25 protein-coding genes and 1 riboswitch are annotated in these 26740 nt (G+C 71.4%); of the genes, 12 read left to right on the top strand and 13 right to left on the bottom strand.

Annotated features, from left to right (window positions below):
• Window positions 1-2: 2 nt before the first annotated feature.
• The gene (locus BLU02_RS14830) at window positions 3-599 is read right to left on the bottom strand and encodes a gamma carbonic anhydrase family protein (protein ID WP_060921967.1); all 597 of its coding nucleotides are present in this window, start codon (window positions 597-599) and stop codon (window positions 3-5) included.
• Window positions 600-738: 139 nt separating this feature from the next.
• Window positions 739-4305: a transcription-repair coupling factor gene (mfd, locus tag BLU02_RS14825; protein WP_060921966.1), complete on the bottom strand. Its 3567-nt coding sequence runs from the start codon at window positions 4303-4305 to the stop codon at window positions 739-741.
• Window positions 4306-4448: 143 nt separating this feature from the next.
• On the opposite strand from mfd, the gene BLU02_RS14820 reads away from it, so the two are divergent.
• The 7 genes from BLU02_RS14820 to BLU02_RS14790 all read left to right on the top strand — a co-directional run bounded on the left by BLU02_RS14820 (window position 4449) and on the right by BLU02_RS14790 (window position 10106).
• Entirely contained in the window at window positions 4449-5012 is a 564-nt protein-coding gene (locus BLU02_RS14820; RefSeq protein WP_060921965.1) for a GNAT family N-acetyltransferase, read from the top strand.
• Window positions 5013-5062: 50 nt separating this feature from the next.
• A complete protein-coding gene (locus BLU02_RS14815) occupies window positions 5063-5926 on the top strand; it encodes an Fpg/Nei family DNA glycosylase (protein WP_060921964.1) in 864 nt (287 codons plus the stop codon).
• Between the two features lie 67 nt (window positions 5927-5993).
• Window positions 5994-6138: riboswitch (FMN riboswitch) on the top strand.
• Between the two features lie 64 nt (window positions 6139-6202).
• Entirely contained in the window at window positions 6203-7258 is a 1056-nt protein-coding gene (gene ribD / locus BLU02_RS14810) for a bifunctional diaminohydroxyphosphoribosylaminopyrimidine deaminase/5-amino-6-(5-phosphoribosylamino)uracil reductase RibD (protein ID WP_060921963.1), read from the top strand.
• Window positions 7258-7926 (top strand): riboflavin synthase, encoded by a 669-nt coding sequence (locus BLU02_RS14805; RefSeq protein WP_060921962.1) that lies wholly within the window; start codon window positions 7258-7260, stop codon window positions 7924-7926. The genes ribD and BLU02_RS14805 overlap by 1 nt, the downstream gene beginning before the upstream one ends.
• Window positions 7923-9191: a GTP cyclohydrolase II gene (ribA, locus tag BLU02_RS14800; protein WP_025103904.1), complete on the top strand. Its 1269-nt coding sequence runs from the start codon at window positions 7923-7925 to the stop codon at window positions 9189-9191. Before BLU02_RS14805 ends, ribA begins: the two co-directional genes overlap by 4 nt.
• Window positions 9188-9661: a 6,7-dimethyl-8-ribityllumazine synthase gene (gene ribH / locus BLU02_RS14795; protein WP_060921961.1), complete on the top strand. Its 474-nt coding sequence runs from the start codon at window positions 9188-9190 to the stop codon at window positions 9659-9661. Before ribA ends, ribH begins: the two co-directional genes overlap by 4 nt.
• A gap of 85 nt (window positions 9662-9746) precedes the next feature.
• On the top strand, window positions 9747-10106 hold the full coding sequence (locus tag BLU02_RS14790; protein WP_025103902.1) for a hypothetical protein: 360 nt from the start codon (window positions 9747-9749) through the stop codon (window positions 10104-10106).
• An 8-nt stretch (window positions 10107-10114) separates the two neighbouring features.
• Here BLU02_RS14790 and BLU02_RS14785 read toward each other — a convergent pair whose 3' ends face one another.
• Together BLU02_RS14785 and BLU02_RS14780 are read right to left on the bottom strand one after the other, a co-directional pair.
• Window positions 10115-10618 carry a GAF domain-containing protein gene (locus BLU02_RS14785; RefSeq protein WP_083371034.1) on the bottom strand — a complete coding sequence of 168 codons (504 nt, stop codon included), beginning with the start codon at window positions 10616-10618 and terminating at the stop codon, window positions 10115-10117.
• Window positions 10615-11112 carry a metallophosphoesterase family protein gene (locus tag BLU02_RS14780; protein WP_060923457.1) on the bottom strand — a complete coding sequence of 166 codons (498 nt, stop codon included), beginning with the start codon at window positions 11110-11112 and terminating at the stop codon, window positions 10615-10617. Before BLU02_RS14780 ends, BLU02_RS14785 begins: the two co-directional genes overlap by 4 nt.
• 145 nt (window positions 11113-11257) lie before the next feature.
• Here BLU02_RS14780 and BLU02_RS14775 point away from each other — a divergent pair, with 145 nt between their 5' ends.
• Window positions 11258-12718 (top strand): MFS transporter, encoded by a 1461-nt coding sequence (locus tag BLU02_RS14775; protein WP_060923458.1) that lies wholly within the window; start codon window positions 11258-11260, stop codon window positions 12716-12718.
• Window positions 12719-12785: 67 nt separating this feature from the next.
• Here BLU02_RS14775 and BLU02_RS14770 read toward each other — a convergent pair whose 3' ends face one another.
• From BLU02_RS14770 to BLU02_RS14760, 3 genes are read right to left on the bottom strand one after another with little or no spacing between them, the layout of a single operon-like run.
• Entirely contained in the window at window positions 12786-13406 is a 621-nt protein-coding gene (locus BLU02_RS14770; RefSeq protein WP_231919589.1) for an HAD family hydrolase, read from the bottom strand.
• A gap of 51 nt (window positions 13407-13457) precedes the next feature.
• The gene (locus BLU02_RS14765; RefSeq protein ID WP_082750168.1) at window positions 13458-13844 is read right to left on the bottom strand and encodes a type II toxin-antitoxin system VapC family toxin; all 387 of its coding nucleotides are present in this window, start codon (window positions 13842-13844) and stop codon (window positions 13458-13460) included.
• A complete protein-coding gene (locus tag BLU02_RS14760) occupies window positions 13841-14086 on the bottom strand; it encodes a FitA-like ribbon-helix-helix domain-containing protein (RefSeq protein ID WP_157547063.1) in 246 nt (81 codons plus the stop codon). Before BLU02_RS14760 ends, BLU02_RS14765 begins: the two co-directional genes overlap by 4 nt.
• A gap of 119 nt (window positions 14087-14205) precedes the next feature.
• Here BLU02_RS14760 and BLU02_RS14755 point away from each other — a divergent pair, with 119 nt between their 5' ends.
• Both BLU02_RS14755 and BLU02_RS14750 read left to right on the top strand, forming a co-directional pair.
• On the top strand, window positions 14206-14412 hold the full coding sequence (locus tag BLU02_RS14755) for a hypothetical protein (RefSeq protein ID WP_060923460.1): 207 nt from the start codon (window positions 14206-14208) through the stop codon (window positions 14410-14412).
• 76 nt (window positions 14413-14488) lie between these two features.
• A complete protein-coding gene (locus BLU02_RS14750; protein WP_060923461.1) occupies window positions 14489-16375 on the top strand; it encodes an ABC transporter ATP-binding protein in 1887 nt (628 codons plus the stop codon).
• Between the two features lie 280 nt (window positions 16376-16655).
• Here the strand turns inward: BLU02_RS14750 and BLU02_RS14745 are convergent, their stop codons facing one another.
• Window positions 16656-18518, bottom strand: coding sequence for a phosphoenolpyruvate carboxykinase (GTP) (locus tag BLU02_RS14745; RefSeq protein WP_060923350.1), 1863 nt, complete (start codon window positions 18516-18518; stop codon window positions 16656-16658).
• Window positions 18519-18627: 109 nt separating this feature from the next.
• Here BLU02_RS14745 and BLU02_RS14740 point away from each other — a divergent pair, with 109 nt between their 5' ends.
• On the top strand, window positions 18628-20070 hold the full coding sequence (locus tag BLU02_RS14740; RefSeq protein WP_060923349.1) for an XRE family transcriptional regulator: 1443 nt from the start codon (window positions 18628-18630) through the stop codon (window positions 20068-20070).
• Window positions 20071-20159: 89 nt separating this feature from the next.
• On the opposite strand, the gene BLU02_RS14735 is transcribed toward BLU02_RS14740, so the two are convergent.
• Both BLU02_RS14735 and BLU02_RS14730 read right to left on the bottom strand, forming a co-directional pair.
• Window positions 20160-21203, bottom strand: a complete 1044-nt coding sequence (locus BLU02_RS14735) for a winged helix DNA-binding domain-containing protein (RefSeq protein ID WP_060923348.1) — start codon at window positions 21201-21203, stop codon at window positions 20160-20162.
• 105 nt (window positions 21204-21308) lie between these two features.
• Window positions 21309-22751 carry a glyceraldehyde-3-phosphate dehydrogenase gene (locus BLU02_RS14730; protein ID WP_060923347.1) on the bottom strand — a complete coding sequence of 481 codons (1443 nt, stop codon included), beginning with the start codon at window positions 22749-22751 and terminating at the stop codon, window positions 21309-21311.
• Window positions 22752-22915: 164 nt separating this feature from the next.
• On the opposite strand from BLU02_RS14730, the gene BLU02_RS14725 reads away from it, so the two are divergent.
• Window positions 22916-24259, top strand: a complete 1344-nt coding sequence (locus BLU02_RS14725; RefSeq protein WP_083371033.1) for an amidohydrolase — start codon at window positions 22916-22918, stop codon at window positions 24257-24259.
• An 87-nt stretch (window positions 24260-24346) separates the two neighbouring features.
• Here BLU02_RS14725 and BLU02_RS14720 read toward each other — a convergent pair whose 3' ends face one another.
• From BLU02_RS14720 to BLU02_RS14710, 3 genes are all read right to left on the bottom strand, one after another.
• Window positions 24347-25336, bottom strand: a complete 990-nt coding sequence (locus BLU02_RS14720; RefSeq protein WP_060922413.1) for a methyltransferase family protein — start codon at window positions 25334-25336, stop codon at window positions 24347-24349.
• Window positions 25337-25410: 74 nt separating this feature from the next.
• The gene (locus BLU02_RS14715) at window positions 25411-26085 is read right to left on the bottom strand and encodes an alpha/beta fold hydrolase (protein ID WP_083371032.1); all 675 of its coding nucleotides are present in this window, start codon (window positions 26083-26085) and stop codon (window positions 25411-25413) included.
• A gap of 34 nt (window positions 26086-26119) precedes the next feature.
• Entirely contained in the window at window positions 26120-26707 is a 588-nt protein-coding gene (locus BLU02_RS14710) for a TetR/AcrR family transcriptional regulator (protein ID WP_025103887.1), read from the bottom strand.
• Window positions 26708-26740 lie beyond the last annotated feature (33 nt).

Raw genomic sequence — 26740 nt, 5'->3', positions numbered from 1 at the left:
GGTCAGACCTGGCGGTCGTCGGCGTGCCGCGCGAGGGAGCTGCCGTAGCGCTCCGTGAGCTGCACCATGAGGTCGGGAGTGTCCCGATCGACGCCGAAGACGTGTCCGGGGAAGTCGAGCTCGGGCTGTGCGGCCGCGATCTCGGCGTCCTGGTCGGGTGAGAGCAGCTGCACCGGATCGCCGACCGCGACCCACCCGATCGGCACCACCGTCCCCGACGGCAGCACGGCCCGGCGATGCACGATCGCGTTGACCCGCACCTCGCAGCGATCCCCGACGAGCGCCCCGTTGAAGACCCGGGCTCCGGACGCGAAGAACACCTCCTCGCCCACGGTCGCCCCGGCGATGCTGGCCAGTGTCCCGACGAGGGTGTGCGCCCCGATGTGGACGGCGTTGGCCGCAGTCGCCCTGATCAGCGCGTTCTCCATCACGATGACGTGCGCGCCGAGGGTGATCGGGCCGCCCTCCGCGGTGATGACGGCGCCGTGCAGCACCTGGCAGCCCGGTCCGAGCTCCACGTCGCCGGAGATGACGGCGGTGGGAGCGACGACGGCGGTGTCGTGGATGCGGGGGCGAGCCCCGAGGTGCTCGTACAACATGCGGCCAGACTAGCCCGCGGCGTCTGCGGCGTGCACGACTTCGGAGATCATCACCGACACGCCGGCCCCGAGCCGCTCCCGACGGCGTGTCGTACGCCGACTCCGGAGTTGTGCACGGCGGCCACCGCCCAGGGCCGGGTCATTCGGGCTTGGCGGGCTCGGGGAAGATGGCGGTGAACAGCTGGTCGACCCAGGCGAGCAGCTCCGCGTCGGGAAGCGGCTCCACGCCCACCCCGACCGCCGCGGGCACCGTGGGCATCGGCACGACCAGGGCCTCCCCGCCGGAGACGAGCTTCGCCTTCGGATACAGCCGCTGCAGCCGGACCTTGATGGAGTCCTCGAGGCGGGCGGGCGCGAGGCGCAGGTTCGACCCCATGGCCACGACGTCGGTGAGCCCGGCCCTGGCCGCCCGGCGCCGCAGTCGCGCGATCGACACGAGTCCGGTGACCTCCTCCGGCGGCGTGCCGTACCGGTCGACGAGCTCCTCCACCACGAGATCGATGGCGTCGTCCTTCGCGGTCGCGGCCGAGGCGGCGGAGAGCTTCTGGTACGCCTCGAGCCGGAGGCGCTCGCTGTCGATGTAGTCCTCGGGGATGCGGGCATCGAGCGGCAGCTCGAGGCGGAGCTCCTGCCCGGTCTCGACCTCCTCGCCGCGGAAGGTCGCGACGGCCTCGCCGATCATGCGGAGGTACAGGTCGAAGCCGACTCCGGCGATGTGCCCGGCCTGCTCGGCACCGAGGAGGTTTCCGGCACCGCGCAGCTCGAGGTCCTTGAGGGCGACCTGCATTCCGGAGCCGAGGTCGTTGTTGACCGCGATGGTCTGCAGCCGGTCGGCCGCGGTCTCGCTCAGCGGCTTCATGTCGTCGTAGAGGAAGTACGCGTAGGCGCGCTCGCGTCCGCGGCCCACCCGTCCGCGGAGCTGGTGCAGCTGGCTCAGCCCGTACTTGTCGGCGCGGTCGATGATGATCGTGTTCGCGTTGGAGATGTCGAGGCCGGTCTCGATGATCGTGGTCGAGACGAGGACGTCGAACTTGCGCTCCCAGAAGTCGTCGACGACCTGCTCCAGCGCGTGCTCCCCCATCTGCCCGTGCGCCACGGCGATCCGCGCCTCGGGGACCAGCTCGGCGAGCTCGGCCGCGACCCGCTGGATCGACTGCACGCGGTTGTGCACGAAGAAGACCTGCCCCTCGCGGAGGATCTCGCGGCGGATGGCGGCGGCGATCTGCTTGTCGCTGCGGGGTCCGACGAACGAGAGGATCGGGTGCCGGTCCTCCGGGGGCGTGGCGAGGGTCGACATCTCGCGGATGCCGGTGACCGCCATCTCCAGCGTGCGCGGGATCGGGGTGGCGCTCATGGCGAGGATGTCGACGTTGGTCTTCATCTTCTTCAGCGCGTCCTTGTGCTCGACGCCGAAGCGCTGCTCCTCGTCGATGATCATGAGGCCGAGATCCTTGAACAGCACCTGCTCCGTGAGGATGCGGTGCGTGCCGATCACCATGTCCACCGAGCCGTCGAGCAGGCCCTGCAGCGTGAGCCGCGCCTCCTTGTCGGTCTGGAACCGCGACAGCGGCCGCACCTTGACCGGGAACCCGGCGAAGCGCTCCGTGAACGTCTCGAGGTGCTGCTTGACGAGCAGGGTGGTCGGGACGAGCATCGCCACCTGCTTGCCGTCCTGGATCGCCTTGAACGCCGCGCGGACCGCGACCTCGGTCTTGCCGAAGCCGACGTCGCCGGAGAGCAGCCGATCCATCGGGATGGGCCGCTCCATGTCGGCCTTGATCTCGTCGATGGTCTGCAGCTGGTCCTGGGTCTCCGCGAACGGGAACGCCTCCTCCAGCTCGCGCTGCCAGGGGGTGTCCGGGCCGAAGGCGTACCCCTTGGCGCTCATCCGGGCGGAGTAGAGCTTGACGAGCTCGACGGCGATGTCGCGGACCGCCTTGCGCGCCTTGCCCTTGGCCTGCGCCCAATCGCTGCCGCCCATCTTCGACAGCGTCGGGGCCTCGCCGCCGACGTACTTCGACAGGAGATCGAGCTGGTCGGTGGGCACGTACAGCTTGTCGCCGGGGTAGCCGCGCTTCGACGGCGCATACTCCAGCACGAGGTAGTCGCGGACGGACTTCGCGGCGTTGCGGCCCCCGGTGGAGACCTCGCGCTGGGTCATCTCGACGAAGCGGCCGATGCCGTGCGTGGCATGCACGACGAAGTCGCCCTGCTTGAGCTGCAGCGGATCGACGACGTTCTTCCGACGGGAGGCGAGCTTCTTGACGACGCGCTGGTCGCCGCCGATGGTGCGGCCGTAGAACTCGTTGTCGGTGAGGACGGCGAGCTTCGCCTCCGGCACCTGGAAGCCGGCCTCGACACCACCCACCGTGAGGGTCGCGACCCCCGGGTCCGGCGCGTCCGCGATGGTCTCGACGACCCGGGCCGCGATACCACGGTCCGAGAGCACGTCCCGGGCGCGGTCGACGAGGCCGAGTCCGGTCGCGAGAACGACCACCCGCCAGCCGTCGGCGACCTTCGCGTCGACGAAGGCGATGGCGCCGTCGACGTTGCCGTGGAAGGACGGGATGACGGTGGCCGCCTCGACGCTCTCCGCGGTCGCGTCGCCGATCCCGAACGGGCTCAGCCGCCACCACACGCCGCCGCGGTCGCGGACGACCTCGCGCAGGTCGGCGATGGTGAGGAAGTCGCCGGCGCCGAGGTCGATGGGGGCCGAGGCTCCGGAGGTCGCCGCACTCCAGGCGGCGTCGAGGAACTCGCGGTTCGTCTCGCCGAGGGTGAGGGCGCGGGCGGTCGAGCGCTCCGGGTCGATCACGGCGGTCGCCGCGCCCTCGGGCAGATACTCGACGAGCGACTTGAGGGGGCCGGCGACCGCGGGCAGTAGCGACTCCATGCCCTCGACCGGGATACCCTCGGCCATCTTCTCGAGCATGCCGCTGATGGCCGGGAAGCCCCCGATGAGCGCCCTGGCGCGCTCCCGCACCTCGGCCGTGAGCAGGAGCTCGCGGCTGGGCGGCAGGTCGACGCGCGGCACGTCGCCGGGGAGGGAACGCTGGTCCGCCACGGAGAACGCGCGGATCTGATCGATCTCGTCGCCGAAGAACTCCACGCGGTACGGGTGCTCGGACGTGGGCGGGAAGACGTCGAGGATGCCGCCGCGGACGGCGAACTCGCCCCGTCGCGACACCATGTCGACGCGGGAGTATGCCCGTTCGACGAGCTGCTCGGCGACGTGGTCGAGCTCATTGCCGCGGCTGCCCACCGCCAACTCCAGTGGCACGATGTCGCCGAGGTTCCCGGCGATGGGCTGGAGCGCGGCGCGCACCGAGGCCACGACCACGAGGGGACGCTCCCCTGACCATTCGGCGATGCGGCGCAGGGTCTGCAGTCGCAGGCCGACCGTGTCCGGGCTGGGGCTGAGGCGCTCGTGCGGCAGCGTCTCCCAGGCGGGGAAGGTGAGCACCTCGGCGTCCGGGACGTACGTCTCCAGGGCCTGCGCGACCGATTCCGCCCGGCGCCCCGTGGGCACCACGGCCAGCAGCGCCGCCGGGTGGCCGGCCGCCGCACGCTTGGCGAGCAGACCGGCGAGCACGGGCGCGTCGAGCCCGTCGACCAGGCCGAGGTCGGCGTCGGTGTGCGCCCAGGCGAGAGCGTCACGATACAGAGACGCCTCTTCCAAGGCGCGCAGAATCCCCGGAACAGTCACCGGACAAGCCTAATCGCGCCCACGGACACTGCGGTCGGCTTCCCTGCATCCCACCCCTTTCCGTACCTCCCACCCCGTTACGGACGCGCGGAAGGGGCCGGGGCGAACCGAAGGGGCCGGGTCGAGCGTTTTAGGCTGGAGGGATGCTTCCGGTCACCCTCACCACCGCACGACTCGTCCTCCATGCCCCGACGGAGGCGGATGTCGACGCGATCACCGAGGCGTGCCAGGACCCGGAGATCGCGCGGTGGACGACGGTGCCCTCCCCCTACTTCCGGCAGGACGCGGAGGACTTCGTCGCCCTCGTCGAGCAGTGGTGGGAGGACGGCTCGCAGACCGTCTGGGGTGTCTACGCCGACGACGTCCTCGTGGGCATGGTCGGACTCCACCACATCGGGGAGCATCCGGCCGGGGGCCATGCCGAGCTCGGCTACTGGGTCGTCGCGGACGCCCGCGGCCGCGGCTACCTCGTCGAGGCCGCGCGGGCCGTGCTCGACTGGGGCTTCGCGGAGCTCGGCCTCGCCCGCATCCGCTGGCAGGCCGTCGTGGGCAACGTCCCCTCCGCCCGCGCCGCCCGCGCCCTCGGCTTCCGCTTCGAAGGCACCATGCGTCAGGGACTCACCAGCCAGCGCGGACGGGACGACGGCTGGCTCGCCGGGCTGCTGCGCGACGACGACCGGACGCCGGTCGAGTGGCCGATGCTCTGACCGCACGTCCCACGCGTGACAGCGTCGGACCCCGGTGACAGGATGGCTGCATGCCTGAGATGCCGGAGGTCGAAGGACTCGTCGCGTTCCTCGGCGAGCGCACCACCGGACGCACGATCACCCGTGCCTCCGTGGCCGCGATCGCCGCGCTGAAGACCTACGACCCGCCGATCTCGGCACTGGAAGGCGCGGCGATCACCGGGGCGGAGCGCCGCGGCAAGTTCGTGGTGCTGTCCTGCGGGTCCGAGCTGCACCTCGTCTTCCACCTGGCGAAGGCCGGATGGCTGCGCTGGTACGAAACCCTGCCGACCACGCTCCTCAAGCCGGGCAAGTCGCCCATCGCGCTGCGGATCGCCCTCGACGACGGCAGCGGCTTCGACCTGACCGAGGCCGGGACGAAGAAGTCGCTGGCCGTGTACGTGGTCCGCGACCCCGCCGAGGTGCCCGGCATCGCCCGGCTCGGCCCCGACCCGCTCGATCCGTCCTTCACCCGCGACGCCTTCGCCGCGCTGCTGGACGACCGACGGATGCAGATCAAGGGTCTGCTGCGCGACCAGGGCGTGATCGCGGGCATCGGCAACGCCTACTCGGACGAGATCCTGCACGCGGCCCGCATGTCGCCGTACGCGATCGCCGGCACGCTGGACGACGCCGAGATCGACCGCCTGTTCGCGGCGATGCAGGAGACCCTCGCCGAGGCCGTGGCGGCCGCTGCGGGAAAACCCCCGGCTGATCTCAAGGACGCCAAGCGCCGCGGCATGCGGGTGCACGCCCGCCGGGGCGAGGCGTGCCCGGTCTGCGGCGATGAGGTGCGCAGCGTCTTCTTCGCCGACCGCTCTCTGGAGTACTGCCCCACCTGTCAGACCGGCGGCAAGGTGCTCGCCGACCGGCGGCTCTCCCGCCTGCTCAAGTGAGGCGCGGGGAACGGCCCCTGCCACGGAATGAAACGGGCGCGGACGCGTTGAGTACACTCAGAGCAGCAACGTGCTCCGGGGTCGGTGGGAATCCGAACCGGCGGTGACAGTCCGCGAGCGTTCCGAGTGATCGGGATGCCGATCCGGTGGAATTCCGGAACCGACGGTGATGCGAGGGACACCTCGCTAGTCCGGAAGGGAGGCAGCACGAGGCGCACGCGCGTGCGTCCGTTCCGCCACCCTGCAGCGACCCCGAGGCCGCAGAGAGGACGACGGATGGCAGTGACCGCGACAGAGCGCCGCGCGATGGATCGCGCGCTCGCCCTCGCGACCCGTGGCCCCCGCGGAGTCAATCCGCAGGTGGGCGCCGTGCTCCTCTCCCCCGACGGCGAGGTGCTGGCCGAGGGCTGGCACCGGGGCTCCGGCACTCCGCACGCCGAGGTCGACGCGCTGTCGAAGCTCGCGCCCGGCGCCGCACGCGGCGCGACCGCGGTCGTCACGCTCGAACCCTGCAACCACACCGGTCGCACCGGTCCCTGCGCGCTCGCGCTCATCGAGGCCGGGGTGGCACGGGTCGTCTACGCCCTCGACGACCCGGGTGAGGTCTCCGGCGGCGGCGCGGAGCGGCTGCGCGCCGCGGGCGTGAGCGTCGAGTCCGGCGAACGGGCCGCGGAGGCGCGCACGCTGATCGGCGACTGGCTCTTCGCGGCGCGGCGCGGCCGTCCGCACGTCACCGTGAAGTGGGCGCAGAGCCTCGACGGCAGGGCTGCGGCGGACGACGGCACCAGCCAGTGGATCACCGGTCCCGAGGCGCGTGCCGATGTGCACCGACGACGCGCCGAGGCCGACGCCATCGCGGTCGGCACCGGCACCGTGCTCGCCGACGACCCCGCGCTCACCGCCCGCGCCGGGGACGAGCTCCTTCCGCATCAGCCCGTCCCGGTCGTGATCGGAGCGCGACCCACCCCTGCGGATGCGGCGGTGCACCGTCATCCGCACACGCCGGTGTTCTTCGACACGCACGACCTGTCGGCGGTCCTCGCCGCGCTGCACGCGCGCGGCATCCAGACACTGTTCGTGGAAGGCGGCCCGACGCTCGCCACCGCGTTCCTCGCCGCCGGACTCGCGGACCGTGTGCTCGCCTACGTCGCCCCGGTCCTCCTGGGCGGGAGGCGCCTGGCCGTGTCCGACATCGGCGTCCGCTCGATCGACGATGCGCGCCGCCTCGTCGTGGACGAATGGCTGCCGTTGGGCGCAGACCTGCTCGCGATCGCGCATCCTGCGGACGTGGACGACCCGGACCACACCGGCCCGGAGAAGGGAAGCCGCTGATGTTCACCGGAATCATCGAGGAGATCGGCGAGATCACCGCCATCGCCGAGTCGGGCGACGGCTGGCGGCTCACCGTCCGCGCCCCGAAGGCGGCCGCCGACGCCGTGCACGGGGAGTCGATCGCGGTCTCCGGCGTCTGCCTGACCGTCGTCGGCTCCACCGCCGAGACCTTCGACGCGGACGTCATGAAGCAGACGCTCGACGTCGCGGCCCTCGGCACGGCGACCGTCGGGACCAGGGTCAACATCGAGAAGGCGATGCCCGTGGGCGCACGGCTCGGCGGGCACATCGTGCAGGGCCACGTCGACGGCACCGGTGTCGTGCTCGAGGTGCGCCCGGGCGCGCAGTGGAGCGTGCTCCGCATCAGCCTTCCGGACGACCTCGCGCCACTCGTCGTCGACAAAGGCTCCATCTCGGTCGACGGCACCTCGCTGACAGTGAGCGCGGTGAGCCCTTCGACCCCTTCGACAGGCTCAGGGACCCAGGAGGGCTCGGGGACCCGGGGAGGGCACTGGTTCGAGGTGTCGCTCATCCCGGAGACCCTGGCGGCGACCACCCTCGGCACCCGCGCGGTCGGCGACCGCGTGAACCTCGAGACCGACATCCTCGCGCGGCACGTCGAGCGGCTGCTCGCGTTCCGCGCCGCACCGGAAGGGGGCTCGCGATGAGCCTGGCAACCATCCCCGAGGCCCTGGAGGCGCTGCGCGCCGGCCGGCCCGTGCTCGTGGCCGACGACGAGAACCGCGAGAACGAGGGGGACGTCGTCCTCTCCGCCGAGCTCGCCACCCCCGAATGGGTGGCGTGGACGGTGCGCTGGTCGTCCGGCTTCATCTGCGCGCCAATGCCCACCGACCTCGCGGACAGCCTCAACCTCCCGCCGATGGTCGCGGCCAGTGAAGACGCCCGCTCCACCGCCTACACCGTGAGCGTCGACGCCGCGGAAGGGGTGACGACGGGAATCAGCGCGAGCGACCGGGCGCACACCCTCAACGTCCTGGCCGATCCGTCCTCGACGGCGACGAGCATCATCCGCCCCGGCCACGTGCTGCCGCTCCGGGCCGTCGACGGCGGTGTGCGCGAGCGCAGCGGTCACACGGAGGCAGCGGTCGAGCTCATGAAGCTCGCCGGCCTCCGGCCCGTCGGCGCGATCGCGGAAGTCGTCGCCGAGGACGGCAGCATGATGCGGCTTCCCGGGCTTCTCGAACTGGGCGCCCGCGACGGCGTACCGGTCATCACGATCGAGCAGCTCATCGCGCACCTCAACGAGATCGACCCGGACGGAGCCACACCGGCCGCCCAGCGCGGACGCCGCGTGAGCCTCCGTGCCGACGCCACCGTGCCCACCGACCACGGCACGTTCCGCTTCCTTGCCTACAAGGACCGCGTCACCGGCACCGACCACATCGCGGTCGTGTCAGGCGAGCCGACCGAGACCGCCCTCGTGCGCGTGCACTCCGAGTGCCTCACCGGCGAGGCGTTCGGCTCCCAGAAGTGCGAGTGCGGGCCGCAGCTCGATGCCGCGCTGGACGCGATCGACCGCGAGGGCGGGATCGTCATCTACATGCGGGGGCACGAGGGGCGCGGCATCGGGCTCATCAACAAGCTGCGGGCCTACAGCCTGCAGGAGGACGGCCTGGACACCGTCGACGCGAACCTGGCACTGGGGCTCCCGGCGGACGCCCGCGACTACGCCGCGGCGGCCGGGATCCTCACCGACCTGGGCGTCTCGAAGGTCCGGCTGCTCACCAACAACACCGACAAGGTGAACAAGCTGCGCGAGCTCGGCCTCGACGTCGTCGAGCAGGTGCCGCTGATCGTGGGCGTGGGCCCGAACAACCACCAGTACCTGGAGACCAAGCGCGACCGCATGGGCCACATCATCGGCGAAGCAGAGCTCGCCGAGGCCCTCGCGGCAGGAAAGGACGAGGAATGAGCGGCGCCGGAGCACCGAAGACGGGGAACATCGACGGGCGGGGGCTGGAGATCGTCGTGATCGCCGGCACCTGGCATGAGGTGATCTCGAACGGCCTGATCGCCGGCGCCCAGCGGGTGCTCGACGAGGCGGGGGCGACGCATCGGCTCGTGCGAGTGCCCGGTTCGTTCGAGCTCGCCGTGGCCGCACAGGCCGCCTTCGCCGGCGGTGCGGACGCGGTGGTCGCCCTCGGGGTCATCATCCGTGGCGGCACGCCGCACTTCGAGTACGTCTCGGCGGCGGCGACCGACGGACTCACCCGCGTCTCCCTCGATGCCGGCAAGCCGGTCGGGTTCGGGCTGCTCACGCTCGACGACGAGAAGCAGGGGCTGGACCGCGCGGGCCTGGAGGGCTCGAAGGAGGACAAGGGCGCGGAGGCCGCGGACGCCGCACTGCGCACCGCCCTCGTGATCCGCGAGCTGCGCGGCTGACTCCCTCCACCTCGCGCCCGATCGCGGGCGCGAGGTCAGGCGTGCCTTGGTGGCGCGGAACGCCGCGCTCTCGTACGGTGAGGGCATGGAGACCCTGCGCCACATCGTGCTCTTCGTCCACCTCATCGGCTTCGCCGTGCTCTTCGGGGCCTGGGCGGCGCAGGCGTTCGGCGGCAAGCGGGTGTTCACGCGTCTGATGACCATCGGCATGACGATCGCCGCGGTCGCCGGCCTCGCCCTCGCCGCCCCGTGGGGCCTTCCCGAGGGCGTCGAGATGAACTACGCCAAGATCGGCACGAAGCTCGTCATCCTCCTCGCGATCGGCGCCCTGCTCGGGATCGGGACGGCGCGCCAGAAGCGCGACCAGGTGGTGCCGCCCGCGGTCTTCTGGCTCGTGGGCATCCTCACCGCGGTCAACGCGGCCATCGCCGCGATCTGGCGCTGAGGCGCGGATCAGCGGAGGCCGCGCTCCCAGAGTGCGGCTGACTGCTCCCCGACCCCGGCCGTGCGGATGCGCTGGCCGTTGCGTCCCCCGCGGGCGAACGTGGCCGTGACGCCCGGCGGGACATCGGAAGGCGCCACCGGGCGCGACGACCAGGTGCAGTCGCGCACGTGCACGAGGTCTGCCGCCACCGCCGCCGGATCGTCGTCGTAGCGCCACGGCCCCGTCAGCGTCCCGAGCCAGAAGTACCCGTCGGCGTCCCGCGTCCAGACGAGGGTTCCCGTCGGAAGCGCCGCGAACCGCTCCAGCCGCCGCGCCGACCGCTCGCCATGACGGGCGTCGACGGCCGCGAGCGCCGCGGTCAGGGAACGGGGCGCGCGGTCGAGCCGCCCGCCCATGCCGCACACCCCTTCGGCGAGCGCGCGCTCGACCGCGACCCCCGGGGCGACGGCATCGTCGCGGGAGCGCATCGGCGCCCGGTAGCCGATCGGCCCGTCGGCTGCGTCGCCCGTCATCGGAGCGGCGCCAGGGTCGCCTCGACATCGCGCCCGTCGACCACGACGTGCATCATCGTGTGCACCGGCTGCCGGCGTCGGTCGGTGGGAGAGCCCGGGTTGAGCAGCCGCAGCCCGTTCGGCGTCACGGTGTCCCAGGGGATGTGCGAGTGCCCGAAGACCAGCAGGTCGGCGTCGGGGAAGGCCAGATCCATCCGCTTCTCGCGCCCGGTCGCGGCGCCCGTCTCGTGGATGACGGCGACGGCGGTGTCCTCCACGGTGAACCGCGCGATCTCCGGCAGCACCCGGCGGATCTCGGGGCCGTCGTTGTTGCCGTGCACGCCGTGGAGCACGCGCGCGCGGGCCTGGAGCAGCTCGACGGTGGCGAGATCGACCCAGTCCCCCGCGTGCACGACGACGTCGGCCTCGTCGATCGCCCGGAGCACCGCGTCCGGCAGCCGCTTCGCGCGCTTCGGGACGTGCGTGTCGGCGAGGAGCAGCATCCGCGTGGTCATCGTCCCCCTCCGGCCGGTCTCCCCCGACTCTACGCGGGGGCACCGACGCGCTCGACCCCGACCCGTCATGAACGTCCAGCGAACTCCCAGGAAGGCGTAGACTCGCCCGAGTCCGCTGGTATACCGGCGGAGGATCGGAGACCCCTTGAGCACCGCCACCACCCCCGCGAACCCCCGCTCGCGCGTCATCACCGCGAGCCTCGTCGGCACCACCATCGAGTTCTACGACTTCTACGTCTATGCGACGGCAGCCGTGCTCGTCTTCCCCACGCTCTTCTTCCCCAGCACGAACGACACCGCGTCGCTGCTGTCGTCGTTCGCCGTCTTCGGCGCGGCGATGGTCGCCCGCCCGATCGGCGCCGTCGTCTTCGGTCACTTCGGCGACAAGTTCGGGCGCAAGGCCACCCTCGTCGCATCGCTCCTCACCATGGGTATCGCGACGTTCGTGATCGGTCTCCTGCCCACCTTCCAGCAGATCGGCTGGGTCGCCCCGCTGCTCCTGCTGATCCTCCGTCTCGCCCAGGGCTTCGCGCTGGGCGGCGAGTGGTCGGGCGCGGCGCTGGTGGCCACCGAGAACGCCCCGAAGGGCAAGCGCGCCTGGTATGGCTCGTTCCCGCAGCTCGGCGCACCGCTGGGCTTCATCATCGCGAACGGCATCTTCCTCGCCATCAACTTCGCACTCCCCCACCCCGAGGACCCGGCGCTGAAGTCCGAGGCCTTCCTCTCCTGGGGCTGGCGCGTGCCGTTCCTGTTCTCCGCCGTCATGGTCATCATCGGCCTGTGGGTGCGGCTCCGGCTCGTCGAGTCGGACACGTTCAAGAAGGCGGAGAAGACCGGGGCCATCCGCAAGCTCCCGCTCGCGACCGTGTTCCGGCACCACTGGAAGCAGCTCATCCTCGGCACGTTCATCATGCTGGCGACGTACGTGCTGTTCTACCTGATGACGAACTTCACGCTCACCTACGGCACGAAGGCCGCCGACCTCGAGACCGCCTCGGCCGCCGCCCGTGCTGCCGCGGAGGCGACCGGAAAGGACTTCGACCCGAGCGCGTTCGCGGCGCAGTTCTACCCGGGCCTCGGCTTCGGCTACACGGACTTCGTGCTCATGCAGATCATCGGCGTCGTGTTCTTCGGCATCTTCACACTGCTGTCCGGGCCGATCGCCGACGCCATCGGGCGCCGCAAGCTGCTGCTGTGGGTCACCGGACTCATCGTCGTCTTCGGCCTGTCGTTCAACATCTTCCTGCTCCCGCAGGCGGACCCGAAGTTCACCGGCGCTCTCACCCAGGCCTTCCTCGTGTTCGGCTTCATGCTCATGGGCACGACGTTCGGGCCGATGGGGGCACTCCTGCCGGAGCTCTTCCCGACGAACGTTCGCTACTCCGGCTCCGCGATCGCGTACAACGTGTCGTCGATCCTCGGTGCGGCCGTGGCACCGTTCATCGCGGTGGCCCTGTGGGCGGCCGTCGGCGGCGAGCCGTGGCTCGTGGGGCTGTACCTCTCGTCGATGGCGGTGCTGACCTTCATCGCACTCATCTTCACCCCGGAGACGAAGGACCACGACTACGAGGACGACCTCGGCCTCGCCTCCGCCGTCGAGCTCTAGAGGCCGACCGAACGACGAACGGCGCCCGTGTCCTCGGACACGGGCGCCGTTCGCTGTCATGGTGCGCTCAGGCCCGGAGGAACTGCTCGATCGCGGCTACGGTCTGCGGGGTGCTCCGGTGGAGGAGCGCTGACATTCCGATCTCACGGGCGCCGCGGACGGCCTCCACGTGGTCATCGATGAAGAGGACATCCTCCGGGGCCGCATCCATCCGTTGGAGCGCGCTGCGGTACGCCCGGGCGTCGGGTTTCGCCACTCCCAGCTCGTGGCTGTAACAAATGGGATCGAACACCGCAGAGAACCCGTAGCGCCGTTCCTCCTCCTCGCGCGCGCCGTCCGCCGAGTTCGAGAGGATCGCCACCCTCGCCCTTCCCCGCAACGTCGCGGCGTGCGCGATCAGCTCCGAGTCGGCATGACCGCAGTAGGAATCCCAGAACTCCGCACGCATCTGCGCCTGGCGGTCACTGTCGAGACGCAGCACCGCCCCGAGTCCCTCCCAGAACGCCTCAGCTACTCCCGCTTCGAGGTCGATTCTCGGAAGCGCCGCGGCTGCCAGGCGCTCGTCCGCCTCCTGGCGCGTGACATCAGCCTCACGGCACCAGCGCGACCACCACTGGTCCTGCCAGGCGTCATCGTCGACGACCTCGAGCACGCCGCCGACGTCGAACAGTATCCACTTCTCCGGCATCCGCTCACCCTAGTCTCGGAGCGGGTGGGGTGTTCTCGCCTGGCCGGGTGCTCACAGCACCACGACGTCGCAGTACCGGGCCGCCGTCTTCGCCAGCCGGTGATCGGCCGTGAGCAGAGGGACGTCGAGGGCCTCGGCGAGCGCGACATAACCGGCGTCGTACGCGGAGACGTCCTCGCGCAGCGTCCAGATCCGTGGGATGAGACGACGCAGCGGATGGCGGGTGATCTCCAGCGCTCCGAACGCGTCGAGAGCCTCACGAGCGGCATGCGCCGGCATCGAGGACCGCATCGTGAGGCGTCGGAGCACGGAGAGGACCTCGATATCGAGACCCGCGTGTGCATGGAACTCCTCGCCGTGCGCCCAGACCTCCTCGCCGAGCAGTGCCTCGATCGCCGCCGAGGCATCGAGCACGACCGCCTCGGACGTCCCGCTCACTCGCGCTCGTCCCGTTCGCGATCACGGGCGGCGAGGATGCCCTCGCGCGTCAGGGAGACGCCGGCCGCGCGCGCCCGTGCCCGCGACGCCTCGAGGAGCGCGGCATTGCTGCGGTACCGGACGAGGTCTTCCAACTCGCGCGCGACGTAGTCCGACAGGCTCATGCGTTCCGCCGCGGCACGCTCTTTGAGCCGGGCGTGAACCTCATCGGGCAGGTTCCTCACTTGCAGCATGCGAGCCATCCTGTCAGCATCGCATGCGCTCCACATGCGGGCGAGGCCGTGCTGTGGACAAAGTGCGCGTCAACACTTCTTGACGCGGGCCCGCCGCGTCAACGAATATTGACGCGAAGGAGGTCCCCATGTCTCAACCGACCACCATCGCCGCGGCCGAAGGCGGCGAACCCCTCGCCGAACTCCACCGCCTGGCCGCGCTGCGCAAGGAGCTCGCGCGCGCCGAAGAGGCGCAGGTCCGTCGCGCCCGCACGAGCGGCTACTCGTGGCAGGCGATCGCGAGTGCCCTCGGCGTCACCAAGCAGGCGGCACATCGGCGCTTCGGTCGCACCTAAGCCCATACAGCCGCCCCATAGGAAACGACCGTCCCCCGAGTACGGTCGAAGTACCATCTCCAGATCGAGGTCCCCCATGTCCCGCACGGCGACAGCACGCCGACGCGGACGGGGCGCACCGGCCGACGGGCCCCGCGCCACCTTCCGCCAGCTCCTCCCCTTCCTCTTCGAGCACAAGCGCACCCTCGTCGTCGTCGCCGTCCTCAGCGTGTTCGGCGCCGCGACCTCCCTCGTGCAGCCCCTCCTCGTCGGCCAGGTCATCGAGGCCGTGCAATCCGACGGCACGATCGGCGTGCTCGTGTGGCTGCTCGTCGGTTTCGTGATCGTGTCGTCGATCATCTCGGGGTTCCAGCACTACCTGCTGCAGCGCACCGGCACCGCGGTCGTCTACTCCAGCCGCCGCAAGCTCATCGCCCGCATCCTTCACCTGCCGACGTCCGAGTTCGACGCACGGCGCACCGGCGACCTCGTCTCCCGTGTGGGCACCGACACCACGCTCCTCTATGCCGTCCTCACGCAGGGGCTCGCCGACGCGGTCGGCAACGTCGTCCTCTTCGCCGGGGCGCTGATCGCGATGCTGCTCATCGACCCCGTGCTGCTGCTGCTCATCGTCGTGGTGATCGGCGTCTCCGTCGTGGTCGTCGTCGCCCTCAGCGGCCGGATCCGCACGGCGTCCACCGCCCAGCAGGAGAAGGTCGGCGAGCTGGCCTCGGGCGTCGAGCGGGCCGTCGGGTCCATCCGCACCATCCGGGCCTCGGGCGCGACCGAGCGGGAGACCGCGGCGGTGACGGAGCGGGCCTCTGAGGCCTATGGCATCGGCGTGCGGATCGCGAAGATCTCCTCGCTCGTGGTGCCGGTCGCCGGCATCGCCCTCCAGCTTTCCCTGCTCGTCGTGCTCGGCGTGGGCGGCTTCCGCGTCGCCGCCGGAGCCATCTCGATCGCGGCCCTCATCTCGTTCGTGATGTTCCTCTTCCTGCTGGTGATGCCCCTCGCCTCGACGTTCGGCGCGATCACCTCCGTCAACCAGGCCCTCGGCGCGCTCGGCCGCATCCAAGAGGTCCTCGACCTGCCGACCGAGACCCAGGACGACGCCGCCACCGCCGCCGCTCTGCCCCGTGACGAGGAGCCCGGTGCGGACGCCCCCGCCCTGGAGTTCCGCGACGTGCGGTTCCGCTACCCGGAGAACGTCGTCGCCGCCCGCCGCGCCGCCGCGAGGGAGGCGCAGACCCTGCTCGCCGATGCGCACCTGGAGCAGACCGAGGCCGCCGTCGACCCGCAGGACCACGAGGTGCTCCGCGGGGTGTCGTTCGCGGTCCCACGCGGGGCACGGGTGGCGCTGGTCGGTCCCAGCGGGGCGGGGAAGAGCACCATCCTCTCCCTCATCGAGCGCTTCTACGACCCGACGGGCGGCTCCATCCGCCTGAAGGGACACGACACCCGCACCTACGCGCGCGACGAGCTGCGCGCGCACTTCGGCTACGTCGAGCAGGACGCCCCGACCCTCGCCGGCACCCTCGCCGAGAACCTGCGTCTCGCTTCCCCCGGCGCCACCGATGCGGACTGCGAGCGCGTGCTCCGCGCCGTGAACCTCGGCGACGTGCTGGAGCGGAACCCCCTCGGGGTCGACGCTCCGGTCGGTGAGGACGGCGTGATGCTCTCCGGCGGCGAACGGCAGCGGCTCGCGATCGCCCGGGCACTCCTCACGGACGCCCCGATCCTCCTGCTGGACGAGTCGACCTCGTCGCTCGACGGCGTGAACGAGCAGCGCATGCGCGAGGCCATCGACGCGGTCGCCACGGACCGCACGCTCGTCGTGATCGCGCATCGTCTGTCCACCGTCGTCGACAGCGACCTCATCGTGGTGCTGCAGGACGGCGTGGTCGTCGGACAGGGCACCCACGCCGAGCTCGTGGAGTCGACTCCGCTCTACCGCGACCTCGCCCGCCACCAGCTCCTCGCCTGACCCCCTCTCCCCCCTCCCCCCCCCCTACCCCCTACCCCCTACCCCCTACCCCCTACCCGCCGCTGAGACCCCGCGTTTCCGCCGAGACCCCGCCTTCCGCACGTATGCGGGGCGGGGTCTCGACGCGAAACCGGGGTCTCGGCGGAAGTGGGTGCCACGAAGGCGGGGCGTCGGAGACCACTCAGCCATGGGTTCGTCTCTGATGCCCCGCCTTCGCGGGTCTGTCTCGACCCGAAGGCCGAGGGTGCCGGCTCCCCCGAACCGGCACCGGTCTTGGGGGCTAGGCCTTCGCGAGGCGGTAGCGCAGCGACGCGAGCTCGGTGCGCAGCGCGGCCGGGACGCGGTCGCCGAAGGTGTCGTAGAACTCCTCCGTGAGGTCGGCCTCGGCCTTCCACGCCTCGGGGTCGACCGAGAAGAGCTCGTCGAGGTCTTCCGCGGGGATGTCGAGGCCGTCGAGGTTGAGGTCCTCCACGCGCGGCAGGCGTCCGATGGGGCTGTCCACCGCCGGCACGTCACCGGCCACCCGGCGGATGATCCAGTCGACGACGCGGGAGTTGTCGCCGAATCCGGGCCAGAGGAACCGGCCGTCCGCTCCGCGACGGAACCAGTTCACCTGGAAGATGCGCGGTGCACGGTCGAACCGCAGGCCGCGGCCGACCTTCAGCCAGTGACCGAAGTAGTCGGCCATGTTGTAGCCGCAGAACGGCAGCATCGCGAAGGGGTCGCGGCGCAGCTCGCCGACCGTGCCCTCGGCTGCTGCCGTGCGCTCGGAGGAGATGTTCGAGCCCAGGAACACGCCGTGCGTCCAGTCGGTGGCCTCGACGACCAGCGGCACGTTGCTCGCGCGGCGTCCGCCGAACAGGATGACGTCGAGCGGCACGGCCTCCTCCCAGTCCTCGGAGATCTGCGGGCACTGGGCCGCCGACACGGTGAAGCGCGAGTTGGGGTGCGCCGCGGGACGACCGGAGTCGGGCGTCCAGTCGTTGCCCTCCCAGTCGATCAGGTTCGCAGGCGCCTCGTCGGTCAGGCCCTCCCACCACACGTCACCATCGGGACGGAGCGCGACGTTGGTGAAGATCGTGTTGCCCCACAGCGTCTCGACCGCGGTGACGTTGGTCGACTCTCCGGTGCCGGGCGCGACGCCGAAGAAGCCGGCCTCCGGGTTGATCGCCCAGAGCCGTCCGTCTTCGCCGGGACGGATCCAGGCGATGTCGTCGCCGAGGGTCTCGACCTTCCAGCCCGGGATCGTCGGACGCAGCATCGCGAGGTTGGTCTTGCCGCAGGCCGACGGGAACGCGGCGGCCACGTGGTACGCCTTGCCCTGCGGATCGATCACGCGGATGAGGAGCATGTGCTCGGCGAGCCAGCCCTCGTCCCGGGCGATCACCGACGCGATGCGCAGCGCGAAGCACTTCTTGGCGAGGATCGCGTTGCCGCCGTAGCCCGATCCGTACGAGTACACCTCGAGCGTCTCCGGGAAGTGCACGATGTACTTATCGTCGTTGCAGGGCCACTCGACGTCCGGCTCGCCCGGCTCCAGCGGAGCGCCGACGGAGTGCACGGTCTTGACCCAGGGCGCGCCCTCGGCGATCTGGCGGGTGACCTCGTCGCCCACGCGGGTCATGATGCCGATCGACGCGACCGCGTAGGCGCTGTCGGTGATCTGCACGCCGATGTGCGAGAGGGGGCCGCCGACGCGACCCATCGAGAACGGCACGACGTACATCGTGCGACCGCGCATCGAGCCCTCGAAGATCTCGTCCATCTTCGTGTGCATCTCGGCGGGGTCGGCCCAGTTGTTGGTGGGGCCGGCGTCCTCCTCGCGCTCCGAGGCGATGAAGGTGCGGGCCTCGGTGCGGGCGACGTCGCTGGGGTGCGAGCGCGCCAGGTACGAGCCGGGACGCCACTCGGGGTTCAGCTTGATGAGCTTGCCCTCGTCGACGAGTCCGCGCAGCAGCCAGTCGTTCTCAGCGCGCGAGCCGTCCACCCAGTGCACGGCGTCCGGCTGGGTGAGCGCGCGGATCTCTTCGACCCAGGCGGCGAGTCCCGCCATCGCAGGGGTGTCGTAGGAGGGGGCGGTGCCGAACGTGCGCGTCGGGGCGACAGGGGACGTGCGAGGGGTGAGGACTTCGGCCATGGCCATGACTGCTCCTTCGAAGTGTGGGGCGTTGCTTCCATCTTCTTCGCCCTCGGCGCGGACTTTCGGCCAAATCGAGCGATAAGAATCACGGTTCTTTCGATAGACTCAAACTATGGCGTCCTCCGGCATCCACCTCACGACCCTCGGCCACCGCATCCGGCACCGCCGCCTGGAGAAGGGCTACACGCTCGACGAGCTCGGAGCCGTCGTCGGGGTCGCCGGCTCCCAGCTCAGCCTCATCGAGAACGGCAAGCGCGAGCCCAAGCTCTCCCTCCTCCAGGCGATCGCGCAGGCCACCGGCACGGAGGTGACCGACCTCATCTCCGGCGAGCCGCCGAATCGACGCGCGGCCCTGGAGATCGAGCTGGAGCGGGCGCAGGAGAGTCCGGTCTTCCGTCAACTCGGGGTCTCGCCCGTCCGGGTCACGAAGGGCATGAGCGACGAGACCATCGAGTCCATCCTCGGGCTGCACCGCGAGCTGCAGCGCCGCGAGCGTGAGGCCATCGCGACCCCTGAGGAGGCCCGTCGCGCCAACACGGAGCTGCGCCTGCGGATGCGCGCGCAGAACAACTACCTCCCGGACATCGAGAAGCTCGCGGAGAAGCAGCTCAAGGCGGCCGGCCATTCGCAGGGCGCCCTGACCCACCGCACCGTGAGCATCATGGCCGAGAAGCTCGGCTTCGAGCTCATCTACGTCAACGACCTGCCGCACTCGACGCGCTCCGTCACCGACCTCGAGAACGGCCGCATCTACCTGCCCCCGGCATCCATCCCCGGCGGACACGGCCTGCGGTCCATGGCACTGCAGGCGATGGCGCACCGCCTGCTCGGGCACACGCCGCCGACCGACTACGCCGACTTCCTGCAGCAGCGCCTGGAGATCAACTACTTCGCGGCGTGCTGCCTGATGCCGGAGACCGCCGCGGTGGCCTTCCTGCAGCAGGCGAAGAAGGACCGCAACCTCGCGGTGGAGGACTTCCGCGACGGGTTCGGCGTGACGCACGAGGCCGCCGGCATGCGCATGACCAACCTGCTCACGCAGCACCTCGGCGTGTCGCTGCACTTCCTGCGCGTCGACTCGACCGGAGCCATCACCCGCGTCTACGAGAACGACGACCTGCCGCTGCCGATGGACGTGACGGGAGCCGTGGAGGGACAGCGGGTGTGCCGGAAGTTCCAGGCCCGTTCCGCCTTCACGGAGCAGAACCGCACCGTCGAGCACCACCAGTACACGGACACCCCGTCCGGCACGTTCTGGTGCTCCACGCAGACCGGGTCGTCGAGCGAGGGCGAGTTCTCCGTCACGGTCGGCGTGCCGTTCGACGACGCCCGGTGGTGGCGAGGACGCGAGACGAACGACAGGGCCGTGTCGACCTGCCCCGACGAGGCGTGCTGCCGTCGCCCGTCGGCCGAGCTCACGGAGCGCTGGAAGGGCCGGGCATGGCCGAGCGCCCGCGTGCACACCCACATGTTCTCGCCGCTCCCCCGCGGTATGTTCCCCGGCGTGGACGACAACGAGGTCTACAACTTCCTCGGTCGCCACGCGAGTGAGTGACGTCGACCCGCCCCCTTGCGTCCACCCCGGCCCGTTACGCGCGGGCGTAAGGGGCCGGGAGGCGCGGAAGGGGGTGGGTCGACGAGGGGTCAGGGGAGGAACCCGGCGAAGCGGGCGAGGGCGGCGGTGACGGCGGCGGGGTCCTCGGGTGCAGTGAAGAACTCCGGAGGGGTGGTGTGGGCGGCGGCGGCGTGCGTCCAGCAGCCGATCACGCGGCCGTGCTCCACGACGGTCGCCCGGACCATCCCGTTCTTCCCCGGTCCGACGGCGGCGAGGTACTCGGGGTCACAGACGACGGTGCGGTCGGCGTAGGAGATGTAGTACTCGTCGAAGGCTCCGAGGGCGAACACGGCCGGACGGCCTGCCGCGCGCCGGGGCGGGGTGCGGCCGACGAAGACCCCGTCGTCGGCCTCGGTCACCCGTGTCGCCGCGCGCTCCGCCGCCTCCCTGGACCGCCCGAGCGTCAGCCCCGACCACCACGCGAAGTCCGCGACCCCGGCGGGCCCGTGTCCCTCGACGTAGCGGACGAACAGCTCGGCCAGCGGGTCCTCCGGGTGGGCGTGATCGCGGATGTGGTCCGCCGCGAGCACGAACCGCTGCTCCCGCGTGATGCCCTCCCGCGGCACGACCGGCCCCTGCACGAGCACGCCGGAGACCGTCAGCGCGAACAGCAGGTGGATGCCGCGCTGCCCCGAGGGGTCGATGCCGATGCCCTCGAGCACCGGGAAGATCTCGCCCCTGGTGAGGCCGCCGTCACGGAGCCGCGGCGTGAGCTCCCGGACCACCGTGTCGATCATGTCGTCGTCGATGCCGAGCTGCCGCTGTCGGGAGGCCGCCTGCTGCTGCTGTCGCGCGGCCGTGACCTCCAGCACCCAGCCGAGGTCGCGCGCGGGGATCGTGTGCAGCGTCCCCCGCATGGTCCAGGCCCGGACGAGGTCCCCACGGTCGAACGCGGCGTCGACGTCACGAAGCCGTACGTCGCCCTTCGTCCGCAGGGCCAGCGCCCACCGTCCGGCCGTGAAGTCCTGGCTCTGCACCGCGAGCAGCCGCGCCGCCGCCCCCGCCACGTCCGCCTCCGGCGCCGTGAGCCCTTGGAACCGCAGCCGCTCCTCCCGCCATCGTGAGGTCTTCATGCCCCTCATCATGCCGCGACCCACCCCCTTTCGCGTGCCCCGGCCCGTTGCGTTCGCACGTAGGGGGCCGGGTCGAGCGGAAGGGGGTGGGTCGACGGGAGGGGGTCAGAGGGTGACTTCGCGGCGGGCGGGGAGCACGACGGGGTGCGAACCCGCCATGGTCTCCAGCACCCGGATCACCTGGCAGGAGTAGCCGAACTCGTTGTCGTACCAGACGTAGAGGATGAGGGTGTCCTCGTCGGCGATCGTGGCCAGGCCATCGACGATGCCCGCGCGGTGCGAGCCGACGAAGTCCGTGGAGACCACCTCCGGGCTCTCCACGTAGTCGATCTGCTGCCGGAGCTTCGAGTGCAGCGAGACCCGGCGCAGGTAGTCGTTGACCTGGTCCTTGGTGGCGGGGCGCTCCAGTGTGAGGTGCAGCACCGCGAGCGAGACGTCCGGCGTGGGGACGCGGATCGCGCTGCCCGTGAGCTTGCCCTCGAGCTGCGGCAGAGCCTTGGCCACGGCCTTCGCCGCCCCGGTCTCGGTGATGACCATGTTCAGCACGGCGGAGCGACCGCGGCGGTCGCCCTTGTGGAAGTTGTCGATGAGGTTCTGGTCGTTCGTGAACGAGTGCACGGTCTCGACGTGACCCTTCACGACGCCGTAGGCCTCGTCGATCGCGGCGAGCACCGGGGTGATGGCGTTGGTCGTGCACGACGCCGCGGAGACGATGCGGTCTTCCTCGGTGATCGTGTCGTCGTTGATGCCCTGCACGATGTTCTTCAGCGGGCCCTTGCCGGGGGCGGTCAGCAGCACGCGGGCGACGCCCTTCGCGCGGAGGTGCTGGGAGAGTCCGGCCTCGTCGCGCCAGCGGCCGGTGTTGTCGACGACGATCGCGTCGTCGATGCCGTAGGCCGTGTAGTCGACGGCCGCCGGGTCGTCGGAGTAGATGACCTGGATGCGCGTGCCGTTGGCGATGATCTGCTCGGCGTCCTCGTCCACCGTGACCGAGCCCGCGAAGCGGCCATGCACCGAGTCGCGCAGCAGCAGCGACGCACGCTTGACGAGGTCGTTCTCAGAACCGCGGCGCACGACGATGGCGCGGAGCCGGAGTCCGCTCCCCCCGCCGGTGTGCGCGATGAGGATGCGGGCCAGCAGGCGGCCGATGCGCCCGAAGCCGTAGAGCACGACGTCGGTCGGCGGTGCCGGGACCGCGCCGACGGCCGGGGCCAGGGTCTCGGCCAGGTACTCCCCGAGCGGGCGTCCACTCGAGGCGTGCCCTTCCACGAGGCGGGCCACGTCGATCGACGAGGCTCCGGGGGCCAGGGCGTGGATGCCCTCGAGCACCGCCAGGCTGTCCTCGACCGCCAGGCGCTCGTGTCCGAGCTGGGCCACGCGCTCGTGCACCTCGACGACGCCGGTGGCCGAGAGGCCGAGCAGGCGATGACCGTGCAACGAGGTGACCACGTCGCGCTCGCGCTTGAGAGCCCCGATGAGCGGGATCATCCGCTCCGCCAGCTCTTCGCTCGCCGTCCATTCGTCGCGGTGTGCCGCGGAATCGTTCATCTGCGTCCTTGCATGTGTGAGCGCGCGCCGAGGTCGCCGGCGCGCACGAGGTTGCCGGGGTGTTCGGGGGATGACTCCAGGGTACAAGCCGCGGAACCACGCGCCGAATCGGCCGGCGCGTGGCCTCCCGTGCGCGAGAGTTTTACGTCTACACTGGTGGAATAATGAGCAGCGCACTCCTCGGCGACGACGCCGACCTCCTTCTCCGCGGCGGCCGCATCCACACCGTCGACGCCACCGATTCCGTCGCCACCGCGATCGCCGTCCGGGACGGGGTGATCGTCGCCACCGACGCCGCCGCCGAAGCCCTCCCGGCCCGCGAGATCGTGCAGCTGGACGGTCGCACCGCGATCCCCGGCCTCAACGACGCCCACCTCCACGCCGCCTGGCTGGGCGCGCGCTGGCCGCACCTCTTCTTCTCCGACACCCCACCCGAGGAGCAGCCCACCGGCCGCCTCGTGGCCACGGCCGACGAACGACACGCGGCCCTGCGCCGGGCCTGGGCACTGCTCGCGGAGTTCGGCATCACCAGCTACACGGAGCCGGGCATCGGCCCCGGGGAGGACGACGGCGAGACCGGCTGCTTCGGCACCGACATGCTCGACGCGTACGTGCAGCTGCACCGGGAGGGCGCGCAGACCTCGCGCGTCACGCTGCTGCGCCTGTTCGGGACGATCGACGGCGAGAGCTCCCTGGAGGACTTCGCCGCCGGACTCCCGGTGCCGCCCCCGTCGACCGACCCCCGCTGGCTCGCGATCCCCGGCGTGAAGATCTTCGCCGACGGTATCCCGCCGATGGCCACCGCCTGGACGTCGGCCCCCTACCCCGACGGGACGACCGGGCACCTCCTCACGCGCGGCGATGCGGATCCGCTCAGCGCCTTCCAGCAGATGATCGCGCTGGCCGCGAGTCGCGGCCTCCAGATCGCGGTGCACGCCACCGGCGACCGCTCGATCGAGGAGTTCCTCACCGCACTGGAACGGCACGGCCGGACACCCCCGCCGCCGGCACCCCACCACATCGTGCACGGCGACCTCGCGACCCCCGCGCAGATCCGCCGTGCGGAACGCCTCGGCGTCGGCTTCGCCGTGCAGCCCCTCATCGCCGCGCACACGCACTCCTGGGCGGCCGTGCAGCTCGGCGAGGCCCGCGTCGCCGCGGCGTGGCCGCTGGCCGAGATGCTCTCCTCCGGGGCGCTGACCACCGTGACCAGCGACGCCCCGATCGCCACGCCGGACTGGCGCCCCAGCCTCGATGCCTCCCTCGCCCTCCTCGCCGCCGACGGCCGGGCGGACGACGCCGCGACCCGGCGCCGGCTGCTGCGCACGATGACGGCCGACGCCGCGATCCAGGACGGCGCCGCGAGCTGGAAGGGCACCCTCGAGCCCGGCAAGGTCGCCGACATCACGGTGCTCGATGAGGATCCGTGCACCCCGGGGCGCCCGTTCGCCGACCTTCGGGTCGAGCGCACCATCGTCGACGGCCGCACGGTGTTCGCGCGCGACTGACCACCCGAGCCACGAAAACGGCGGGCGGCATGTTCACGCATGCCGCCCGCCTCTGATCCCCCTCGGACCAGTCTCGAACCGCGGTCGTCAGACCGCGGTGGCCAGGAGCACGCGCGGGCTCCCCGGCAGGGCGACGGTGTCGCGCACCGCCCAGCCGGCGTCCGTCAGCCAGCCACGGACCTGCGACTCCGGGTACACGACGGTGCCGTCGATCACGAGGTACTCCCCCGCGTGCAGGGCGTCCAGCGCGCGCTGCTCGTCCTCGTCGTCGAGGAAGAAGTCGAGCACGGTCAGCGTCGCCCCCTCGACCGCTGCGGCACGGAGCCGGCGGAAGATCTGCGCGTTCTCCTCCGCGGAGAAGCGGTGGATGACGTGGTTGGCGAACACCGCGTCGTAGGCGCCCTCGGGGGCCGCAGTCGCCGTGTCCCCCACCTCGACGGCAGCCCGGTCGGCGACGCCCGCCGCCTCGACCGCCTCGGCCACGCCGTCCTCGAATCCCGGGGCGTAGACGAACGTCGTGTGCAGCTCGGGGTTGCGCGCCATGACGGCGAGGGCGAACTCAGCGGACAGACCACCGAAGTCGAGGGCCTTGGTCGCGCCGGCGAGCTCGACGAGCCGGCCGAACTCCTGCGCGTGCAGGCGGTTGTACGTCATGACGCCGGCCATGAACGTGCCCCACCGCGCGTCGTCCATCTGCAGGTCGCCGGGCTCGGTCGTGTCGACCGTGTGCGCGAACTGCAGCCAGTGCGGGTAGCTGATCTCGTCGAGGAACGTGAGGAACGGAGCGAGGTCGATGACCGCGTCCTCCCCCGTGAGGTAGGCGGAGGCGTCCGGAGCCAGGGCGTAGCGCCCCTCCGTCCGGACGAGGAGACCCTTCGCGGCGAGGGCGTCGGCGAGCAGCCGGGCGATCCGCTCGCTCACCCCGCAGCGCTCGGCGAGCGCCGCGGCCGTGTCGGCGCCCGCGGCGACGGCGGCGAACAGCCCGATGCGGCTGGCCTGGAAGAGCTGCTTCGCGGCCATGTAGCCGGTGGCGATGTCGAGGATGCGGGCGGCGTCGGGGGTGGGGGTGTCGGTCATGGCGGATGCCTTTCGGTATGTCTACAAACGTGGGAAATAAACGACAGGAGGGGGCCGGGCGTCGATGGGGCGGGTCAGTCCGCGAGGAACCCGCGCACGGCGTCGCGGAACGCGGCGGTGTGCAGCGCCGCGAGGTGATCGCCGGGGACGCGCCGCACCCGGACGTCCGGCAGCCGCGCGGCGAGTTCGTCGATGCCCGCGGCCATCGGGTCGTCCTCGCCGCCCAGGAGCAGCACCGGCATCGCCGGCGCTCCCGCCTCGGGCGCGAACGGCTCGGTCGCGAGCCCCTCGATGAGGTCGAGCAGATCGTCCGGGCGGTTGCCGGGCAGGCTCACCATGTGCACGATCATCCCGGTCAGCGGATCGACGGGAGCCGGTCCACCGGCGATGGCGGCTCGCGCGGCGGAGAGGTCGACGAGCGCGAAGGGCTCCCCCGCGCTGAGGCCGCCCAGCACGAGACGCCGCACCGCGACGCCGGGGTGCCGCGCGAGGTCCCAGGCGAGCCGGGCGCCGAGCGAGTAGCCGACGAGGTCGACCTCGTCCGGTCCGATCGCTTCGGCGAGCGCGTCGAGCACCGCGGCGGTCGGCACGACTCCGAGCCCGGGGGCGTCGCCGTGCGCCGGCAGATCGAGGACCCGGCGCGGCCGATCGCCGAGCACCGCCGTCCACTCGCTGTCCGGCCAGTCCTGCGTGCCGCGCGAGGCGAGGCCGTGCAGGAACACCACGGGTCGTTCGGGGGGAAGGGTCATGACGGGCCGTCCTCTCGGGACCGGCCCCTCGCCCTCAGCGCAGCCGCGCGAGGAACCGGTCGATGTAGTTCTCGTAGTCGGCAATGCGGTCGCCGTCCGGGTACATGAGGTTGATGACCGTCGCACCGACCGCCGCGGAGATGTACTCGTCCGCCAGCGGGCCGTAGTCCTGATCGCGGATCGACCCCTCGTCGCGGGCCGCCTCCATGCGCGCGATGAGCGAGGCTCGCCAGGAGCCCAGGTGTCCGCGGTAGAGCTCGGCCAGCGACTCGTTCGCCATCGCGTACTCCCACAGCGCCAGGAGCACCCGGCCCGCGGCGATCTGCTCCGGGTCGCGCGGCACGGTGGCCTGCAGGAAGCCGCGCAGCGCGTCGTCCGCCGCCACCGGTTCCTGCCCGGCGGCCTCCACGCCCTCGGACATCTGCTGCAGGATCGTCTCGAACGTCGCCGCGACGATGCTCTCCTTCCCGGGGAAGTAGTGCTTCAGCGCACCGTTCGCGAAGCCCGCCTCCGCGGCGATGCTGCGCATGGTCGCCGCCTCGAACCCACCCTTCAGGATGATGCTCTTGGCCACCTCGACGATGTCCCGTCGCCGCTGGTCGTGGTCGATGATCTTCGGCATGGCGTCCTTCCGGCCGAGTCCGGGGTGTGGCGA

The organism is Microbacterium paraoxydans, from assembly GCF_900105335.1.
GTDB classification, from domain to species: domain Bacteria; phylum Actinomycetota; class Actinomycetes; order Actinomycetales; family Microbacteriaceae; genus Microbacterium; species Microbacterium paraoxydans.
The sequence above is the reverse complement of the archived record's forward strand: the minus strand, read 5'-3'. Positions and strand labels throughout refer to the sequence as shown.

What these genes read in the sequence shown, in the direction of transcription:
- BLU02_RS14830 (WP_060921967.1), bottom strand. Translation starts at nt 599, where the DNA reads ATGTTGTACGAGCACCTCGGGGCTCGCCCCCGCATCCACGACACCGCC.
- BLU02_RS14820 (WP_060921965.1), top strand. Translation starts at nt 4,449, where the DNA reads ATGCTTCCGGTCACCCTCACCACCGCACGACTCGTCCTCCATGCCCCG.
- BLU02_RS14815 (WP_060921964.1), top strand. Translation starts at nt 5,063, where the DNA reads ATGCCTGAGATGCCGGAGGTCGAAGGACTCGTCGCGTTCCTCGGCGAG.
- ribD (WP_060921963.1), top strand. Translation starts at nt 6,203, where the DNA reads ATGGCAGTGACCGCGACAGAGCGCCGCGCGATGGATCGCGCGCTCGCC.
- BLU02_RS14805 (WP_060921962.1), top strand. Translation starts at nt 7,258, where the DNA reads ATGTTCACCGGAATCATCGAGGAGATCGGCGAGATCACCGCCATCGCC.
- ribA (WP_025103904.1), top strand. Translation starts at nt 7,923, where the DNA reads ATGAGCCTGGCAACCATCCCCGAGGCCCTGGAGGCGCTGCGCGCCGGC.
- ribH (WP_060921961.1), top strand. Translation starts at nt 9,188, where the DNA reads ATGAGCGGCGCCGGAGCACCGAAGACGGGGAACATCGACGGGCGGGGG.
- BLU02_RS14790 (WP_025103902.1), top strand. Translation starts at nt 9,747, where the DNA reads ATGGAGACCCTGCGCCACATCGTGCTCTTCGTCCACCTCATCGGCTTC.
- BLU02_RS14785 (WP_083371034.1), bottom strand. Translation starts at nt 10,618, where the DNA reads ATGACGGGCGACGCAGCCGACGGGCCGATCGGCTACCGGGCGCCGATG.
- BLU02_RS14780 (WP_060923457.1), bottom strand. Translation starts at nt 11,112, where the DNA reads ATGACCACGCGGATGCTGCTCCTCGCCGACACGCACGTCCCGAAGCGC.
- BLU02_RS14770 (WP_231919589.1), bottom strand. Translation starts at nt 13,406, where the DNA reads ATGCCGGAGAAGTGGATACTGTTCGACGTCGGCGGCGTGCTCGAGGTC.
- BLU02_RS14760 (WP_157547063.1), bottom strand. Translation starts at nt 14,086, where the DNA reads ATGGCTCGCATGCTGCAAGTGAGGAACCTGCCCGATGAGGTTCACGCC.
- BLU02_RS14755 (WP_060923460.1), top strand. Translation starts at nt 14,206, where the DNA reads ATGTCTCAACCGACCACCATCGCCGCGGCCGAAGGCGGCGAACCCCTC.
- BLU02_RS14750 (WP_060923461.1), top strand. Translation starts at nt 14,489, where the DNA reads ATGTCCCGCACGGCGACAGCACGCCGACGCGGACGGGGCGCACCGGCC.
- BLU02_RS14745 (WP_060923350.1), bottom strand. Translation starts at nt 18,518, where the DNA reads ATGGCCATGGCCGAAGTCCTCACCCCTCGCACGTCCCCTGTCGCCCCG.
- BLU02_RS14740 (WP_060923349.1), top strand. Translation starts at nt 18,628, where the DNA reads ATGGCGTCCTCCGGCATCCACCTCACGACCCTCGGCCACCGCATCCGG.
- BLU02_RS14735 (WP_060923348.1), bottom strand. Translation starts at nt 21,203, where the DNA reads ATGAAGACCTCACGATGGCGGGAGGAGCGGCTGCGGTTCCAAGGGCTC.
- BLU02_RS14730 (WP_060923347.1), bottom strand. Translation starts at nt 22,751, where the DNA reads ATGAACGATTCCGCGGCACACCGCGACGAATGGACGGCGAGCGAAGAG.
- BLU02_RS14725 (WP_083371033.1), top strand. Translation starts at nt 22,916, where the DNA reads ATGAGCAGCGCACTCCTCGGCGACGACGCCGACCTCCTTCTCCGCGGC.
- BLU02_RS14720 (WP_060922413.1), bottom strand. Translation starts at nt 25,336, where the DNA reads ATGACCGACACCCCCACCCCCGACGCCGCCCGCATCCTCGACATCGCC.
- BLU02_RS14715 (WP_083371032.1), bottom strand. Translation starts at nt 26,085, where the DNA reads ATGACCCTTCCCCCCGAACGACCCGTGGTGTTCCTGCACGGCCTCGCC.
- BLU02_RS14710 (WP_025103887.1), bottom strand. Translation starts at nt 26,707, where the DNA reads ATGCCGAAGATCATCGACCACGACCAGCGGCGACGGGACATCGTCGAG.